At 61.9% G+C, this 16,575-nt stretch carries 12 protein-coding genes; 4 read left to right on the top strand and 8 right to left on the bottom strand.

Going from position 1 to position 16,575, the window contains the following annotated elements; genetic code table 11:
• Window positions 1–73 precede the first annotated feature (73 nt).
• Window positions 74–1,987 carry a molecular chaperone DnaK gene (gene dnaK, locus SynRS9902_RS13385; RefSeq protein WP_186509493.1) on the top strand — a complete coding sequence of 638 codons (1,914 nt, stop codon included), beginning with the start codon at window positions 74–76 and terminating at the stop codon, window positions 1,985–1,987.
• Window positions 1,988–2,031: 44 nt separating this feature from the next.
• Here dnaK and SynRS9902_RS13380 read toward each other — a convergent pair whose 3' ends face one another.
• The gene (locus tag SynRS9902_RS13380) at window positions 2,032–3,099 is read right to left on the bottom strand and encodes an FAD-binding oxidoreductase (protein WP_186509492.1); all 1,068 of its coding nucleotides are present in this window, start codon (window positions 3,097–3,099) and stop codon (window positions 2,032–2,034) included.
• Window positions 3,100–3,113: 14 nt separating this feature from the next.
• On the bottom strand, window positions 3,114–3,563 hold the full coding sequence (gene psbQ / locus SynRS9902_RS13375) for a photosystem II protein PsbQ (protein WP_115081364.1): 450 nt from the start codon (window positions 3,561–3,563) through the stop codon (window positions 3,114–3,116).
• 73 nt (window positions 3,564–3,636) lie between these two features.
• Here psbQ and purU point away from each other — a divergent pair, with 73 nt between their 5' ends.
• A complete protein-coding gene (purU, locus tag SynRS9902_RS13370; protein WP_186509491.1) occupies window positions 3,637–4,491 on the top strand; it encodes a formyltetrahydrofolate deformylase in 855 nt (284 codons plus the stop codon).
• Window positions 4,488–5,765 (top strand): O-antigen ligase, encoded by a 1,278-nt coding sequence (locus tag SynRS9902_RS13365; RefSeq protein ID WP_186509490.1) that lies wholly within the window; start codon window positions 4,488–4,490, stop codon window positions 5,763–5,765. The genes purU and SynRS9902_RS13365 overlap by 4 nt, the downstream gene beginning before the upstream one ends.
• Here the strand turns inward: SynRS9902_RS13365 and SynRS9902_RS13360 are convergent.
• Genes SynRS9902_RS13360 through acnB form a run of 3 tightly spaced genes read right to left on the bottom strand, consistent with a single transcriptional unit; the run spans window position 5,683 to window position 11,372 of the window.
• Window positions 5,683–7,269, bottom strand: coding sequence for a radical SAM protein (locus tag SynRS9902_RS13360; protein ID WP_255446151.1), 1,587 nt, complete (start codon window positions 7,267–7,269; stop codon window positions 5,683–5,685). The two genes, SynRS9902_RS13365 and SynRS9902_RS13360, sit on opposite strands and share 83 nt — an antisense overlap.
• A gap of 56 nt (window positions 7,270–7,325) precedes the next feature.
• Window positions 7,326–8,771, bottom strand: a complete 1,446-nt coding sequence (locus SynRS9902_RS13355) for a ClC family H(+)/Cl(-) exchange transporter (protein WP_186509489.1) — start codon at window positions 8,769–8,771, stop codon at window positions 7,326–7,328.
• 18 nt (window positions 8,772–8,789) lie between these two features.
• Window positions 8,790–11,372 (bottom strand): bifunctional aconitate hydratase 2/2-methylisocitrate dehydratase, encoded by a 2,583-nt coding sequence (gene acnB, locus SynRS9902_RS13350; protein ID WP_186509488.1) that lies wholly within the window; start codon window positions 11,370–11,372, stop codon window positions 8,790–8,792.
• A gap of 96 nt (window positions 11,373–11,468) precedes the next feature.
• Between acnB and SynRS9902_RS13345 the strand changes: the two genes are divergently transcribed.
• Window positions 11,469–12,536, top strand: a complete 1,068-nt coding sequence (locus SynRS9902_RS13345) for a 3-deoxy-7-phosphoheptulonate synthase (RefSeq protein ID WP_186509487.1) — start codon at window positions 11,469–11,471, stop codon at window positions 12,534–12,536.
• 16 nt (window positions 12,537–12,552) lie between these two features.
• On the opposite strand, the gene SynRS9902_RS13340 is transcribed toward SynRS9902_RS13345, so the two are convergent.
• The 3 genes from SynRS9902_RS13340 to ppk1 form a co-directional block, all read right to left on the bottom strand.
• Window positions 12,553–13,203 (bottom strand): diacylglycerol/polyprenol kinase family protein, encoded by a 651-nt coding sequence (locus SynRS9902_RS13340; protein WP_255446150.1) that lies wholly within the window; start codon window positions 13,201–13,203, stop codon window positions 12,553–12,555.
• A 5-nt stretch (window positions 13,204–13,208) separates the two neighbouring features.
• Window positions 13,209–14,195 carry an RpoD/SigA family RNA polymerase sigma factor gene (locus tag SynRS9902_RS13335; protein ID WP_186509486.1) on the bottom strand — a complete coding sequence of 329 codons (987 nt, stop codon included), beginning with the start codon at window positions 14,193–14,195 and terminating at the stop codon, window positions 13,209–13,211.
• A 202-nt stretch (window positions 14,196–14,397) separates the two neighbouring features.
• Window positions 14,398–16,536 carry a polyphosphate kinase 1 gene (gene ppk1 / locus SynRS9902_RS13330; protein ID WP_186509485.1) on the bottom strand — a complete coding sequence of 713 codons (2,139 nt, stop codon included), beginning with the start codon at window positions 16,534–16,536 and terminating at the stop codon, window positions 14,398–14,400.
• Window positions 16,537–16,575: the final 39 nt, after the last annotated feature.

Here is a 16,575-nt window from a genome sequence, read left to right as displayed (position 1 = left end):
ACACCTCGCCTGTCACCGGGTCTGCTGTGGAGGATGAGCCCATTCAAATCACTATTTCTGGAGGTGGGCACCGATGGGCAAGGTTGTCGGCATTGACCTTGGCACCACGAACAGCTGTGTTTCCGTGATGGAGGGCGGAAAGCCCACCGTGATCGCGAACGCCGAGGGCTTCCGCACCACGCCCTCCGTGGTTGCTTACACCAAGAACCAGGATCAGCTGGTGGGTCAGATCGCCAAACGTCAGGCGGTGATGAACCCGGATAACACCTTCTATTCCGTCAAGCGTTTCATCGGCCGTCGGGTTGATGAGGTGAACGAGGAATCGAAAGAGGTGAGCTACGGCGTCGAAAAGGCCGGCTCCAACGTGAAGGTGAAGTGCCCGGTTCTCGACAAGCAATTCGCGCCTGAAGAGGTTTCCGCCCAGGTGCTGCGCAAGCTGGCCGAGGACGCCGGTAAGTATCTCGGTGAAACCGTCAGCCAAGCGGTGATCACCGTTCCCGCCTACTTCAACGACTCCCAGCGCCAGGCCACCAAGGACGCCGGCAAGATCGCTGGCCTTGAGGTGCTTCGCATCATCAACGAGCCCACCGCTGCGGCTCTGGCCTACGGCCTCGACAAGAAGAGCAACGAACGCATCCTGGTCTTCGACCTGGGTGGCGGCACCTTCGACGTGTCCGTTCTGGAAGTTGGCGATGGCGTGTTTGAGGTGTTGTCCACCGCTGGTGACACGCACCTCGGTGGTGATGACTTCGACAAGGTGATCGTTGATCACCTGGCCGAGACCTTCAAATCCAATGAAGGCATCGATCTGCGTCAGGACAAGCAGGCCCTGCAACGCCTCACCGAAGCCGCTGAAAAAGCCAAGGTTGAGCTGTCCAACGCCACCCAGAGCGAGATCAATCTGCCGTTCATCACGGCCACGCCTGAGGGCCCCAAGCACCTGGATCTCACCCTCACCCGCGCCAAGTTCGAGGAACTGGCCTCCAAGCTGATCGACCGCTGCGCCATGCCTGTGGAGCAGGCGCTCAAGGACGCCAAGCTCTCCTCCGGCGAGCTGGACGAGATCGTGATGGTGGGTGGTTCCACCCGCATCCCGGCCGTGCTCGAACTGGTGAAGCGCATCACCGGCAAAGACCCCAACCAGACGGTGAACCCCGATGAGGTGGTGGCTGTCGGTGCTGCCATTCAGGGCGGTGTGCTGGCTGGCGAGGTGAAGGACATCCTTCTGCTTGACGTTACGCCCCTCTCCCTGGGTGTGGAAACCCTCGGCGGTGTGATGACCAAGATGATCACCCGCAACACCACGGTTCCCACCAAGAAGACTGAGACCTACTCCACGGCTGTGGATGGTCAGACCAACGTGGAAATCCACGTGCTCCAGGGTGAGCGCGAGATGGCATCTGACAACAAGTCGCTTGGCACCTTCCGTCTCGATGGCATTCCCCCGGCTCCCCGGGGCGTGCCTCAGATCGAAGTGACCTTCGACATCGACGCCAACGGCATCCTGAGCGTCACCGCCAAGGACAAGGGCAGCGGCAAGGAGCAGTCCATCTCGATCACCGGTGCGTCGACCCTCTCGGATTCCGAGGTCGACAAGATGGTCAAGGACGCCGAGGCCAACGCCAGCGCTGACAAGGAGAAGCGCGAAAAGATCGATCTCAAGAACCAGGCCGAAACCCTCGTCTACCAGGCTGAAAAGCAGATGGGCGAACTGGGTGACAAGGTTGATGCAGACGCCAAGGCGAAGCTGGAGGAGAAGCGCCTCAAGCTCAAGGAAGCCACCGAGAAGGACGACTACGACGCGATGAAGACCCTGCTGGAGGAACTGCAGCAGGAGCTCTACACCGTGGGCGCTTCCGTTTATCAGCAGGAAGGGGCTGCAGCTGGTGCTGGTGCGCCTGGTGCTGACGCCAGTGCCGGAGCTAACGCCGGTGGTGGCGATGCCAGTGATGACGTCATCGACGCGGAGTTCACCGAGACCAAGTGATCTGTTGATTCACCAACGCACTAGGGCCCTGCGGGGCCCTTTTTTTATGCCTGCTCAAGTGATCTCTGCTCGAGTTCACCGGCGACCCACTCGGCGGTGCCAGGTGTGAGCAGAACGCCGTTGCGATAGTGCCCACTTGCGAGGATCAACCCTGGTTCCAGCTCCTCCAGCAGAGGGGCCGGGCGATCCACGGGCCTGGCTCGCAGGCCACTCCAATGGCCAACCACCGTGGCTGAGCGCAGCCACTCCGGTGCCCGCTCATTCAGGTTGCGCATCAGGCTTAGAGGATCCTCCGAAGCGTGATCGCCCGGTTCCACGGTGGCCCCGAGCAGCAATCGCCCGGGTGCGGTTGGAATCAGATTGAAGCCCTGATCCACCAGCACCGAGGGCCAGTTGCTCCACGATGTCGGACCCGTTGTCAGCTCCAGTGACAGGGCCTGGCCCAACACCGGTGTCATCGGTCGGGCCTGACCCAGCGGTTCCAGCAAGACGTCCGATCTCAGGGCTGTGCAGAGCACCACAAGGTTGTGAACGGTGCTGTCTCCATCGGCGCGATGCACACGCCAGTGGTTGTCGTTGCGCTCCAGACGGATCACCGCCGTGGCATTCAGCTCCACGCTTTGCCCTGCCAGCGCCTGTCGCAGGGCCAGTTGCAGCAGCAGGGGATCCACGCGACCGTCGTGGCGCGAGTGCAGGCCACCGTGATTGGCTGTCGGCCAGATCGCTGCCAGGTCGGCGTTGGTGACCATCTGCAGGCCCAGGTCAACGCGCTGGGCGGCCAGTGCTTCCATCCGCTCATTCGCTCGTTCGTCCTCGGCGATTTGCAGCAGGCCTGGATGGATTTTGAGATCTGGCTGGTGAGCCTGCAGCTTGTCGATCCACTGCGGCCAAAGCTCCATGCTCCGGCGGCGCAGCCTCCAGCCCCGCCCGCTTCTGCGGCGAAACACGTGGCCCATCAACACCCCGAGGGATGCAGAGGTTCCACTCAAATCGTTTGCTGATCCCTCGCGATCAACGGACTGGTTCAGGCGAGGGTCGTAAACAGAAACATCGTGCCCTCGCTGGGCCAGATGCCAAGCGGTGCCGAGGCCGATGGCCCCGGCACCAATCACTCCAATGGAGCGGCTCAGTTGAAGGCCTCAGCGGGGATCAGATCGCTGTAGGCATCAAATCCGGCAGCCACGGCGCTGTAGGACTTCTGCAGACGGCTGAAGTCCTGCAGGCGTGCTGCTTCATCCAGATCAGCCAGAGCTTCTTTCAGGGAGCGGGCCACCTTGGTGGCTTCCTTGCGCTCGCTCTTGTCGAGGCGCTGATTGATGTAAAGCATTTCCCGGCTCACTTCTTGCATGGGGCCATGCAGAAGGTTGCGGGTGAACACCCAATCCTTTTCACTCACCAGCCGTGCCAGATCAGGCAGACGGGACTTTGCGTCTTCAAAGGCTGCGGCCTGGCGGCGGATCACGCCCAGGTCGTCAGGACTGATGCCGGCAGCATTGGCAGCAGCCGGGGCCATCAGACCCAGGCTCAAAGCGACGCAGAGGCAGAACGCGGCAAGGCGGCTCAGAGCCTTCAGCATGGTGATCGAAAATTCCCTGAGACTCTAACCAGCCCCTCCTGCGCGGGAGAATTTTGTTTTTCAAAGCGTTGTTGTGAGTGACGCCACGGTCATCCTTCAGATGATCTGCCCCGATCGGCCGGGTCTGGTCAGTGAATTGGCGGGTTGGGTGGCGGCCAACGGCGGCAGCATTCGCCATGCCGATCACCACACGGATGCGGGAGCTGGGGTGTTTCTCAGCCGGATTGAGTGGCAGCTCCAGGGATTCGGCATTCCCCGCGATGTGCTTCCTGAAGCGGCTCAGGCTCTGGGACAGCGGCTTGGTGGCGAAGCGCAGCTCCACTTCTCAGACGAGTATCCCCGTGTGGCGATTTTTGCCAGCAAGCAGAGCCACTGCCTGCAGGACTTGCTCTGGCGGGTTCAAAGCGGGGAGCTGCCGATGCAGGTTCCCCTCGTCATCGCCAACCATCCGGATCTGGAACCCCTGTGTGCATCCTTTGAGATTCCGTTTATTTGTGTTCCCGTCAGTCGGGACACCAAAGCGGAAGCGGAGCAGCGGATCCTGGAGCTGCTTGAAAAGAACAAGGTTGAACTTGCGGTGCTGGCCAAATACATGCAGGTGCTGAGCAGTGATTTCCTTGAGTGTTTCCCCCAGGTGATCAACATCCACCATTCGTTTCTGCCAGCGTTCAAGGGTGCTCAGCCGTACCACCGGGCCTGGGACCGTGGGGTCAAGCTCATCGGCGCTACAGCCCACTACGTCACCGAAGATCTGGATGACGGCCCGATCATTGAGCAAACCACCGTTTCCGTCAGCCATCGGGACGAAGTGGAGGATCTGATCCGCAAGGGCCGTGACACGGAACGCCTTGCCTTGGCGCGCGCCCTTCGCTTGCATCTGCGCCGTCAGGTGATGGTCTATCGCGGCCGTACGGCTGTTTTTGCATGACCTCTGATCGTGGCGGTCAGGCTTTCCGGCTTGGCCTGTTTCTGCTCCCCTCCAGTGCTCTGCTCTCGGGCATCTGTCTCTTTGTGGCTTGTGTCAGCGGCAGTCGGGGCAGGGATCGGCCTGTTTGGCAGGCCCGCTGGACCCAGCCGTTTCTGGTTGCGGCTGTGTTGATGCTGGTGGGGGCGTTGGGGGCGGAAACAGGGGCGCTGGGTTGGGCTGGGCTGGGCAATTGGTTGCCTTTGTTTTGGGCCTTCTGGGCTTTTCAGCCCCATCTGGCCAGCGAACAGCAGCGCCGTCAGGCCGCTTGGATGCTGGTGGCCGGCACCTTGCCGGTGCTGCTCACCGGCCTTGGGCAAATGTTTCTGGGTTGGCAGGGACCCTGGCAACTTGGAGGTGGCGCCATCATCTGGTTCGTCGCGCCCGGTGGTGAGCCGCAGGGACGACTCTCGGCCCTGTTTGATTACGCCAACATCGCAGGTGCCTGGCTCGGGGTGGTCTGGCCGTTGATGCTGGCGGCTGTGCTGCGGCCGGATGGTTGGTGGCGGCGCGGTGCTGCCCTGGTGCTCACGCTTTCAACGGTTGTTGCGGTTGTGCTCACTCAGTCGCGCAATGCCATGGGAGCGCTGGCCTTGTCGGTTCCCTTTGTGATGGGGCCCATGCAGTGGGTCTGGTTGTTCCCCCTGCTGCTGCTCCTGGCCTCGCCGTTGGTGTTGGTGTTGCTGCCCGGTGTCCCGTCCGGATGGCGCCAATTGGCGATGGCCTTAATACCCGAACCGATTCTTGATCGACTCCTGGAACGAGGAGGGCCCACTGCCTGGAAACACACCCGTCTGGGGCAGTGGGGGTATGCCTTGGAGTTGGTTGCCGCCCGTCCTTGGCTGGGCTGGGGGGCTGCTGCTTTCAGTGTGCTGTACCCGATCTATGCGGCCAAGCGTTGGCATGGCCATTCCCACAATCTCCCCCTGGAGTTGGCGATCAGCCATGGCCTTCCGGTGATGCTGTTGATCGTCGGAACGGTGTTGCTGTTACTGGTGGTGGCTCTGCGGCGTGGAATCCTGCAGAAAGCACCCATGGAACGGGCCTGGTGGGCCGCCACGCTGGTGCTGGTGGCGATGCATGCCACCGACCTGCCGTTGTTCGACAGTCGGCTCAACATCCTGGGCTGGACCCTGTTGGCCGGTTTGGCTGCCTTCAATCAGGAGCGGGAACAGACTCCATTGCCAAGGCCTGATCGTGATGCTCCCGCAGCGTCGCCGGAGCCAGGGGCCCCCTGAGGTGGGTCCAGGGGAGGGTTGTTGAGGCCTCCCATGGTTCCTGGATCACCGTGCTCCAGGGCGGCGGTGGCGGTAGGGCTGGGCCTGGCAGCGGCTCGAGTTCCCCATTGAGGGCAGCCCGGTAGGTCTTCTTCCAGCCGCCCATGCTTTCGCGGCCCTCTCCAACGGCAGCGATCACCGGCGCCAGGCGACGATCGCTGCGGGAGAGCAGGGCCTGAATCACGCTCCAGCCATAGCTCTCCGGGCGGAATTCGATCCCCTTCGGTTTCAACCGTTTGGCCAGACGTTTGAGGCGCTTCTCGGCTTCCGGTCGGACGCCCTGCCACTGGAAGGGGGTCTGGGCTTTGGGCACAAAGGTGCTCACCCCAAGGGTGAAGCGCAGTCCAGGGGTTCCTTTTTTGAGTGCCAGCAGCAGATCCGCCGTTGCTTCGACGTCGTCATCCGATTCCGTCGGCAGGCCCACCATTCCGTAGAGCTTGAGACCCGTGAGGCCGCCCTGTTTGGCATGGCGAGCCGCTTCATGGATGGCCTCCGTGGTGAGTTTTTTGTTCACCACCTCGCGCATCCGCTCACTGCCGCTTTCGATGGCGATGGTGAGGGAGCGGCTGCCCCGTTTGGCCAGGATCCGACCCAACTCAGGGGTCACGGTGGCTGCCCTCACCGAGCTGACGCTGACGCGGGTGCCATCGAAACGGTCTTGATCCAGCCAGTGCAGGAGATCGGCGAACTGGGGATGCTGGGTGACGGAGGCCCCCAGTAGCCCAAGGCGTTTGGTGGCTTGAAGACCTTTCTCCACGGCCGGGATCAGGCCGTCATCCAACGACGGTGTCCGGAAGGGCAGCGTCAGGTAGCTGGCCAGACAGAACCTGCACAGTTCAGGACAACTGCGCACCACCTCCACCATGTGGATGTCGGGCCAGGCAGCCTCGGGGGTGACCACCGTTGAGTGACTCAGGGTGTTGCCGCGCCAGGTCTGTTTTTCCACCTGGGCTGGAACTGCTGGATCGATCGGTTCCACGCCCATCAGCTCCCCGTCAGAGTCGTACTGCGGGGCATAGAGCGACGGCACGTACACCCCCGGCACCTGAGCCAGCTGTTGCAGCCGCTCCGCTCGCGGTGCCTTTCGGCAGTTCTGCAGCGCATCGATGAAGGCGGGCAGCAGCAGTTCACCGTCACCGAGCAGCACGGCATCAAAAAACGGAGCCAGCGGCTCGGGGTTGGCCGTGAGCACCGGTCCGCCGCCGAACACGATCGGGTCCTCATCTCCTCGCTCCAGGGCCCAGACCGGAATCCGCTGGTTCTGCAGCAGTTCCGGCAGCACCGGTCCATCCAGTTCCCAGCTCAGGGAGAGCCCGAATAGATCGATGTGGCGTGGCATCGCATCACCCTGATCCGTGAACAGCCGGCGCACGTCCACATCCGATCGCTGCGCAAGCGTCGCCCAGACGATCTGATAGCCGAGGCTGGTGATCCCCACGGAATAGGTGCTGGGAAAGGCCAGCACGGCCTTCAGGGCATCGGGGTCCGGCCTGGCCGGATCGAACAGCAGCGTTTCCTGGTTCAGCTGGGGCCTCCTGTTGGGCCTGATGGCGGGGTTGGCGGTGTGAACGGCCGTCTGTACCGGTTGAGCTTCATGGCCATCCGATCTTCAGCGTCGAGTTCCATGCCCATCTGACGTTCGTAGATCGAGTGGGGGTGGAACAGTCGGGCGATCACGAAGCTGGTGAGACAGGCCACCAGGATCGGTTTGAGGATCAGCAGATCCTTGGTGAGGGCAAAGGCCAGGAACATCGCCGAGATCGGCGTGCGGGAACAGCCGGCCACGAAGGCGCCCATGCCCGCGAACACATAGGTGGTGGGCACATGGCCGGTGAGGGCTTCAACGCCGGATCCACCGGCCAGGCCAATGGCCCCTCCCAGCGTCAGCATCGGCATGAACAGTCCCCCTGGCGCTCCTGAGCCCGCCGCCAGACCGGTGCTGAAGAAGAGCACCACAAAGCTGGCGAGGGCCAGGCTGATATCGGCCTTGCCGGCTCCAATCAGGTGCTTCAGTTCGCTGGGGTTATGGAAGGCATCCGGCAGGGCTGCATAGACGCAGCCCAGCACGAGCCCGCTCACGGTCATGCGCAGGATCAGACGGTCTCCGAACCAACGGTTGCCCTGCCGCTGCATGGTGAGCACGTAGCGGGTGTAAAGCTCCGCCAGCACACCGATCACCACACCTAGAGCCACCAGATACAGCAGATCCACCGGCAGGAAGCGCACCAGGGGGGTGTATTCCCGTTCCAGTTGAAACCCGATGGTGCTGTTGAGCCCGCCGCCCCCGGGGTTGAGGCCGAGAAAGCCCAGCACATCCGCCAGGGTGTCGGCCGAGAAGGTGGTGATGATCACCAGCAGCAGCACCACGGGCCTGGCGGAGTGGAGCAGCTCCTCGATCGCGTAGATGAATCCACCGATGGGAGCACTGAACACGGCGGCAATACCGGCACCACCACCTGCGGCCACTATCACCCGGCGAAAGGCCACCGGTGCCCGCAGCCAGCGGGACATCTGCCAGGCCACGGAGCCGCCCATCTGAACGGCGGGGCCTTCCGGGCCCAGGGGGAAACCCGAGCCGATGGCAATGATGCCGGCCACCAGTTTCACCAGGCCCACCCGAAGCCCCATGGGAACTGACCGGTGGCGCAGGAAGCCCATGATGTGGGTGATCCCGGCTCCGCCAGCGGCCGGAGACAGGTTGGTGATCAACCAGGCCGAGACCATGCCGCCGATGGCGCCGAGGGCGGGGAGCACCACCCAGGCTGGAAATTCATCGAGCAGGTCGAGCCGCCAATCCCGCAGCAGGTTGATGCCGCTGGTGAACAGCAGGCCGGTGATGGCAGCCCCAAGGCCCGTGAGCGCCAGAGCCAGAACCACCACCAGCCAGCGGCGTTCCAACAACCTCCTGATGCTCCGGCTGGAGCCCAGGAGGTGGCGTCGTTGTTTGGGTTCGCTTAGGGATGGCACAGATGAGGTGGTCCGGGATCAGGCCTGAGCCAGAACGGTTGCTTCGTCGTCAGCACTGACGACGCGCCCCTGGTCTTCAAAGCCGCTGATTTGATCGAAGTTCAGGTAGCGGTAGAGCTCATCGGAGAGGGGATCGATCTTCTCGGCCGCAATGCTGCGGTATTCCTCCGGGGTGGGAATGCGTCCCAGCTGGGCGCAGACGGCGGCCAGTTCGGCGCTGCCCAGGTACACCTGAGCACCCTTGCCAAGGCGGTTGTTGAAGTTGCGGGTGCTGGTGGAGAACACGGTGGTGTTGTCTTCAACGCGGGCCTGGTTGCCCATGCAGAGGGAGCAACCCGGCATCTCCATGCGGGACCCGGCGGCTTCGAAGGTGGCGTAGTAGCCCTCCCCTTTGAGGGTCTCTTCGTCCATCCGCGTTGGGGGACAGACCCACAGGCGCGCCGTGTTCTGGCCGGCCCCTTCCAGCACCTTTGCCGCGGCGCGGTAGTGGCCGATGTTGGTCATGCAGGAGCCGATGAACACCTCCTGCACTGGGTCACCAGCCACCTCGCTGAGCAGCTTCACGTTGTCGGGATCGTTGGGGCAGGCCACCACCGGTTCGGTGAGCTCGTCGAGGTTGATCTCCAGCACTTCCGCGTACTCCGCATCTGCGTCAGCACTCATCAGCTGGGGATTCGCCAGCCAGGCCTCCATCTCCTTGATCCGGCGGGCCAGGGTGCGGGCGTCGCTGTAGCCGCGGGCAATCATGTTTTTCAGCAGCGCCACGTTGCTGCGCAGGTATTCGCTCACCGTGTCTTCGGAGAGCTTGATCGTGCAGCCGGCGCAGGAGCGTTCGGCGCTGGCATCGGTGAGTTCGAAGGCTTGTTCCAGCTTCAGGTCGGGCAGACCTTCGATCTCCATGATCCGGCCGTTGAACAGGTTCTTCTTGTTGGCCTTTTCAACGGTGAGCAGTCCCCGCTGGATGGCCACCCAGGGGATGGCGTTCACCACGTCCCGGAGCGTGACGCCCGGTTGCAGGGACCCGCTGAAGCGCACCAGCACCGATTCAGGCATGTCCAGTGGCATGGCGCCGATGGCGGCTGCAAAGGCCACCACCCCAGAGCCGCCTGGGAAGGAAATGCCGAGGGGGAAGCGGGTGTGGCTGTCGCCGCCGGTGCCGACGGTGTCGGGCAGAAGCATCCGGTTCAGCCAGCTGTGGATGATGCCGTCACCGGGCCGAAGGGCCACGCCACCGCGCTGGGCGAAGAAGTCGGGCAGTTCGTTCTGGGTCTGCAGATCCACCGGCTTCGGATAGGCGGCGGTGTGGCAGAAGCTCTGCATCACCAGGTCGGAGGAGAAGCCCAGGCAGGCCAGTTCCTTCATCTCGTCCCGCGTCATCGGGCCGGTGGTGTCCTGAGAGCCGACGGTGGTCATCAGCGGTTCGCAGCTGGTGCCGGGTCGGACGCCTGCAAGACCACAGGCCTTGCCCACCATCTTCTGCGCCAAGGTGAAGCCCTTGCCAGTGTCTGCCGGGGCTGAGGGGCGGATGAACAGATCCGAAGGGGTGAGGCCAAGCTTGGCGCGCACCTTGTCGGTGAGGGCGCGACCGATCATCAGAGGGATGCGACCGCCGGCCTGCACCTCGTCGCTGATCGTGGTGGGCTTCAGCTCGAACCGACTCACCACCTTGCCGTCCCGTTCGATCGTGCCGGCGTGGGGGCGAATGGTGATCACATCACCGGTGTTCAGGTCGGTGACATCGCATTCGATCGGCAGGGCACCGGAGTCTTCAGCGGTGTTGAAAAAGATCGGGGCGATCTTGCCGCCGAGGATCACACCGCCTGCCCGTTTGTTGGGCACATGGGGAATGTCATTGCCGGTGTGCCAGAGCACCGAATTGATGGCGCTCTTGCGGGAGCTGCCGGTTCCCACCACATCACCGACATAGGCCACGGGATGGCCTTTCTCTTTCAGGCTCGCGATGGTCTTCAGGCCCTCCGGATCGCGGGTCTCGAGCATCGCCAGGGCATGGACGGGGATGTCCGGCCGGGTGGTGGCGTGGGTGGCCGGTGACAGATCGTCCGTGTTGGTTTCGCCTTCAACCTTGAACACCGTCACGGTGATGCTCTCGGCCAGTTCGGGCTTGGCGGTGAACCACTCGGCTGCGGCCCAGCTGTCCACAACTTGCTTGGCGAAGCGGTTGTCCGCCGCCAGATCCATCACTTCGTTGAAGGCGTCGTAGACGAGCAGCGTTCGGCTGAGTCCCTCAGCAGCACAGCCAGCCAGTGCAGCGTCGGAGTGCTTCAGCAGCTCGATCAGGGCGGCGACGTTGTATCCCCCCACCATCGTTCCCAGCAGCCGGGTGGCCTCCAGTGGTGACACCAGGGGGCTTTTGGCGTCTCCCTGAGCCACGGCACTGAGCCAGGTGGCCTTCACATAAGCCGCTTCATCCACACCCGGTGGGATCCGCTCGCTGAGCAGGTGCAGCAGGAACTCCTCCTCGCCGGCGGGAGGGTTCTGCAGCAATTCGGTCAGTCCCTGGGTTTGCTCCGCGTTGAGCGGAAGAGCGGGAACGCCCTTGGCTTCCCGGGCGGCGGCCAGCTCGCGGTAAGCGCTCAGCATGGAGATCTCTGTTTAGGGATGACCACCATTCTTCCGGACCGTGTCTGTTGCCAGTGAGCGGGGTGCGTAGCCTTGGTCGGAGTCTCGCGTCCAGTCATGGCCACCACCTCCGATTTGCATGTGGTGGAGACACGTCCCTTGGTAGCCCCTGCTGTGTTGCATCAGGAGCTGCCCATGGACGCGGCGGCGCTCGAGACCGTGGCGTCAGCCCGCCGGCGTATTCAAGAGATCCTCAGTGGCTGTGATCAGCGTCTGCTGGTGGTGGTGGGCCCCTGCTCTGTTCATGACGTCAAGGCTGCCCGGGAGTATGCCCAGCGCCTGGCTCCGATCCGCGAGCGCCTGAAGGATCAGCTCGAGGTGGTGATGCGAGTGTATTTCGAGAAGCCTCGCACCACGGTTGGTTGGAAGGGACTGATCAATGACCCCCATCTCGACGACTCCTACGACATCAACACCGGCCTGCGCCGGGCCCGGGGACTGCTGTTGGATCTCGCCCGGGAGGGGATGCCTGCTGCAACGGAACTGCTCGATCCGGTGGTCCCGCAGTACATCGCTGATTTGATCAGCTGGACCGCGATCGGTGCCAGGACGACGGAAAGTCAGACCCACCGCGAAATGGCCTCAGGGTTGTCGATGCCGATCGGCTACAAGAACAGCACCAACGGCAGCGCCACCATCGCGATCAATGCCATGCAGGCGGCGGCCAAGCCGCATCACTTCCTCGGCATCAATCGCGATGGTCATGCCTCGATCGTCAGCACCACGGGCAATCCCTACGGCCACCTCGTGCTGCGCGGCGGCAGCCAGGGCAGCAATTACCACTTGGAAGCTGTGCAGGAAGCCGCAGCCGAGTTGAGCAAAGCCGGTCTGCAGGATCGTCTGATGGTGGATTGCAGCCATGCCAACAGCAACAAAGACTTCCGCCGACAGGCGGAGGTGCTGGCCAGCGTTGCCGAGCAGTTGCGTGGGGGCTCCAATCACGTGATGGGCGTGATGATCGAGAGCCATCTGGTGGAAGGCAATCAGAAGCTCAACGCAGACCTGACGCAGTTGACCTATGGCCAGAGCGTCACGGATGCCTGCATCAGCCTCGAGACCACCGAAACCCTGTTGGAGGATCTGGCCGCGGCTGTGGCCAGTCGCAAACAGACAGTTACCGCCTGAGCATCAACGTCTTGGTTCAAACCACCAGTTGACTCCACAGCACCCCCACGCTGAGGGGAACGCTGAGGTTGTCGAGACCGCGCCAGCTGAGCTGCTCCAAACCGGTTGCCATGGCCACCATGCCAAGGGCTGCTGGCAGGGACAGGTCCACCCCCGACCATCGCGCCAGGCCGATCAGCACCAGGCCTGAGACAACGGCCATGGTCATCGTGCCGACGCTTGATTTGGTCTGACCAAACAGAACCCACTTCGGGGACGCGACGTTGCGGCCGATCAACCCTGCAAGCCCATCCCCCAGGGCCATCACGAGAACCCCGGCGGACACCGCATCGGCTCGGGTTGGCCAGAACAGCAGAAGCAGCGTTGTGATTGCGATGCCGTAGGCGATGGTGCCGTAGCTGTTGCGATCAACATCCTCAACGGAGGGGATGAAGCGCCATTGGTGGTTGATCGTCGTCACAACGGTGATCACCGCCGCAACAGGCAGGGCAACAACGAAGGGAATTTCAAAGAACCAGGCCAAAGGAACCACGGCTCCGGTTCCGATGTGCACAATTTTTCGGCTCAGTTCCCGTTGGTTCGGCCGAAGCCGGCGGCACAACACGGCGCCTGCTACCACCATCGCCATCCAGAGCAGGATGGCGATGGGTCCGGTGATGGGAAGCAAGTGGCTTAGGCGGCTTGTTGGTGGTTGGTCATGGCGCGCAGCTTAAGTATCGCTTTGGCCTCCAGCTGTCGGACGCGCTCACGCGAAACATTGATCTGACGACCGATCTCGGCAAGGGTCAGAGGCTCTTCACCACCAAGGCCGAACCGCAACTTCAGAATCTTCTGTTCGCGCTCGTTCAACTGCGAGAGCCAGCCCCCCAGATGTTCCTTCTGGATGCTGCGATCCATCCCCTCCATCGGTTCTTCACCGTTGGGATCCGGGATCAGTTCACCCAGGGTGCTGCGATCTTCCTCGCCACGGGCATGGGCATCCAGGGATGCACAGGGTGCGCTCTGGGAGATCAGATCCTCCAGTTCCCGGGGCTCGATGCCCATGGCACTCGCCAACTCCAGCCGATTCGGTTGACGACCGAAGCGGTGGGACAGCTCCCGGGAGATGCGACGCATCTTGGAGAGCTTTTCGCTGATGTGGATCGGCAGGCGAATGGTGCGGGCGCTGTTGTCGATGGCCCGCGTCATGCCTTGGCGAATCCACCAGTAGGCATAGGTGGAAAATTTGTAGCCCATGGCGGGGTCGAACTTGTCGACCGCTCGCTCCAGGCCGATGGCACCTTCCTGAACCAGATCGAGCAGCTCCAGGCCCTGGTTCTGATATTTCTTCGCCACGCTCACCACGAGGCGGAGGTTGGCGGCCATCATCCTGTCGCGGGCCCGTTTGCCCATGCGGATCTTGTGGCGATGCCGGGAGGTCAGCTCCTCTTCCGGTAGCTCCTGAAGTTGCTTCATCGCCTGCACATGGTGTGCAAGTTCGATTTCTTCAGCTGCCGTAAGCAAGGGGATACGTCCGATGCTGCTCAGATAAAAACCGATGGAGTCGGTGGCAAGCCGCCCTCCTTGTCGAGTTGAAGGTCGACGTCCGGTGGACGGCAACGCAGGTTCCTTCCGGCGCGACTGTTTTGTCGTGCCGGAAGATTCCAGAGGGATCCCCATCACCCTGGTCTCCTGATGAATTTGGGCCGAATTTAGCACCAGGCAACAGTGTTGACTGTTTCGAATCGAAAGAATTTCAGGAGCTGAATCTTTGGGCTTTCAAAACAACTGGTTTGGCTGTGATCGTGCAGGCTTCAAGTTTGTTTTTGAAGGAATGTTGTATCGGATGTCACAGACGCAATCCCTTTGAAAACCAAAAGAATCACAAGGATTGGATGCCGTTGCTCCATTCCTTGATCAATTGAATCTGGGAATTGCGTTCCGAGGTGTCGTTTTCGGGTTTGCGCTGCACAAATGTGCCGTCGCTCTGCATGTCCCAGGCAGCCTGGTTGTCATTCAAGTACAGCTGCAGCAGGCGTTCCAGTTTCTGGCGATGCTCGGGGTCTTCGATCGGTGTGACTGCTTCAATGCGGCGGTCGAGGTTGCGGCTCATCCAGTCGGCACTACCGATGTACACCTCCGGTGAGCCGCCGTTAGCGAATGAAAAGATTCTCGAGTGTTCCAGGAACGGGCCGATGATGCTGATCACCCGAATGTTTTCACTCAGTCCTTCACAACCGGGATAGAGGCTGCACATCCCGCGAATGATCAATTCGATCGTCACTCCGGTTTGGGAGGCTTCATAAAGAAGCGCAATGATCGTTGGGTCCACCAGGGAATTCATCTTGGCTCGGATCACGGCCTCTCGGCCCTGCTGGGCATGTTCAATTTCGCGGCGGATCAACAGCTCCATGCCTTTCCGCAGGGTGACGGGGGCCACGAGCAGGCGACGAAAACTTTGCTGCTTGGAAAAACCGGTGAGGTAATTGAACAGTTCCACCAGGTCTTGACCCAGCTCCTGGTTGGCGGTGAGCAGGCCTAGGTCGGTGTAGAGCTTGGAGGTTTTGGAGTTGTAGTTGCCCGTGCCGATGTGCATATAGCTCTGCAGCTTGTCCTTCTCCTTGCGCACCACCAGGACAATCTTGGTGTGGGTTTTCAGCCCCAGCACCCCGTAGACCACATGCACTCCGGACTGCTCCAGGTGCCGGGCCCATTGGATGTTGTTGTCTTCGTCAAATCGTGCCTTCAATTCCACCAGTGCCATCACCTGCTTGCCGTTTTCGGCGGCACGGATCAGTGCAGCGATGATCGGCGAGTCTTTGGAGGTGCGGTAGAGCGTCATCTTGATGCCCATCACCTGGGGATCGTCCGCTGCCTGGTTGATGAACTCTTCGACGGTTGTTGAGAAGAGGTCGTAGGGATGGTGCAGAAGGATGTCCTGACGGCGAATCACCGAGAAGATCGATCTGAACTCATCCGGCTTGATTGCTCCCTCATCCAGCAAGTGCTGCTGACTGCGGGCTAGCACCGTTGGTGTCTGGCCTCCGTGGCTTTGGCTCTTGAGTTTCGGCAGCGGTAGTGCGGTCAGGCTGAGCAGGTCGTCCAGGCCCAGAGGGCCATCGATCACATAGAGGTCTTCCTCTTCAACGCTGAGTCCTGTCATCAGCATCTCCACCACGTCCTGAGGCATTTCGTTGGGCACCTCGAGGCGGACAACCTCACCGCCCATGCGTCGCTTTCGCAGTCCCTGTTCCAGGGCCAGCATCAGGTCATCGGCTTCCAGATCCCTCAGCTCCAGATCCGCATCCCGCGTCACGCGGAAGAAGTAGTGCCCCTCGATCGTCATTCCAGGGAACAGCTCCTTCAGGTTGAAGGCGATCACCTGCTCGAGGGCGATGGCGGTGTGAACCGGTTTGTGCTCCTGGCCGCTCAGATTCGAGGGGATGGCGATGAAGCGAGGCAGATTTTTCTGGGGAACTTTCACCCGGGCAAATTGCCGTTGCCCTGTTTCCGGATCAACAACCACGGCCGCAACGTTGAGGCTCAGGTTGCTGACGAAGGGGAACGGATGGGCCGGGTCCACCGCCAGGGGGGTGAGCACCGGAAACACTGAGGTCTGAAAGGTGTCGTCAACCCACTGGCGTTGGTCGTCGTTCAGCTGTTTGTAATCGAGCAGCTCAACCCTGTGTTCCAGCAGCTTCGGCCTCAGGTGCTGGCGGTAATGCACCTGTTGCTCTCGCAGCAGGGGAATCAGCCGTTCTCGGATCGCCAGCAGCTGCTCCAACGGCGATTTGCCATCCTCACTTGGCTTGCTGACGCCCGCCTCCACCTGAGACTTCAGTGACGCCACGCGAACCATGAAGAATTCGTCGAGGTTGTTGCTGAAGATGGCGCTGAACTTGGCTTGATCGAGCAGAGGTGTGCGCGGATCCAGGGCCTGGGCCAGCACTCTCTTGTTGAAGGCGATCCAGCTCAGCTCCCGGTTGATGTAGTGCTCCGGGGCTAAGGCTGCTGCGCACATGGGCTGAACGGCTCGGCGCTGGTGTCGTTAGCCGAAACG

Origin of the sequence: Synechococcus sp. RS9902, from assembly GCF_014279635.1 — a bacterium.
Lineage (GTDB): Bacteria > Cyanobacteriota > Cyanobacteriia > PCC-6307 > Cyanobiaceae > Parasynechococcus.
The sequence above is the reverse complement of the archived record's forward strand: the minus strand, read 5'-3'. Positions and strand labels throughout refer to the sequence as shown.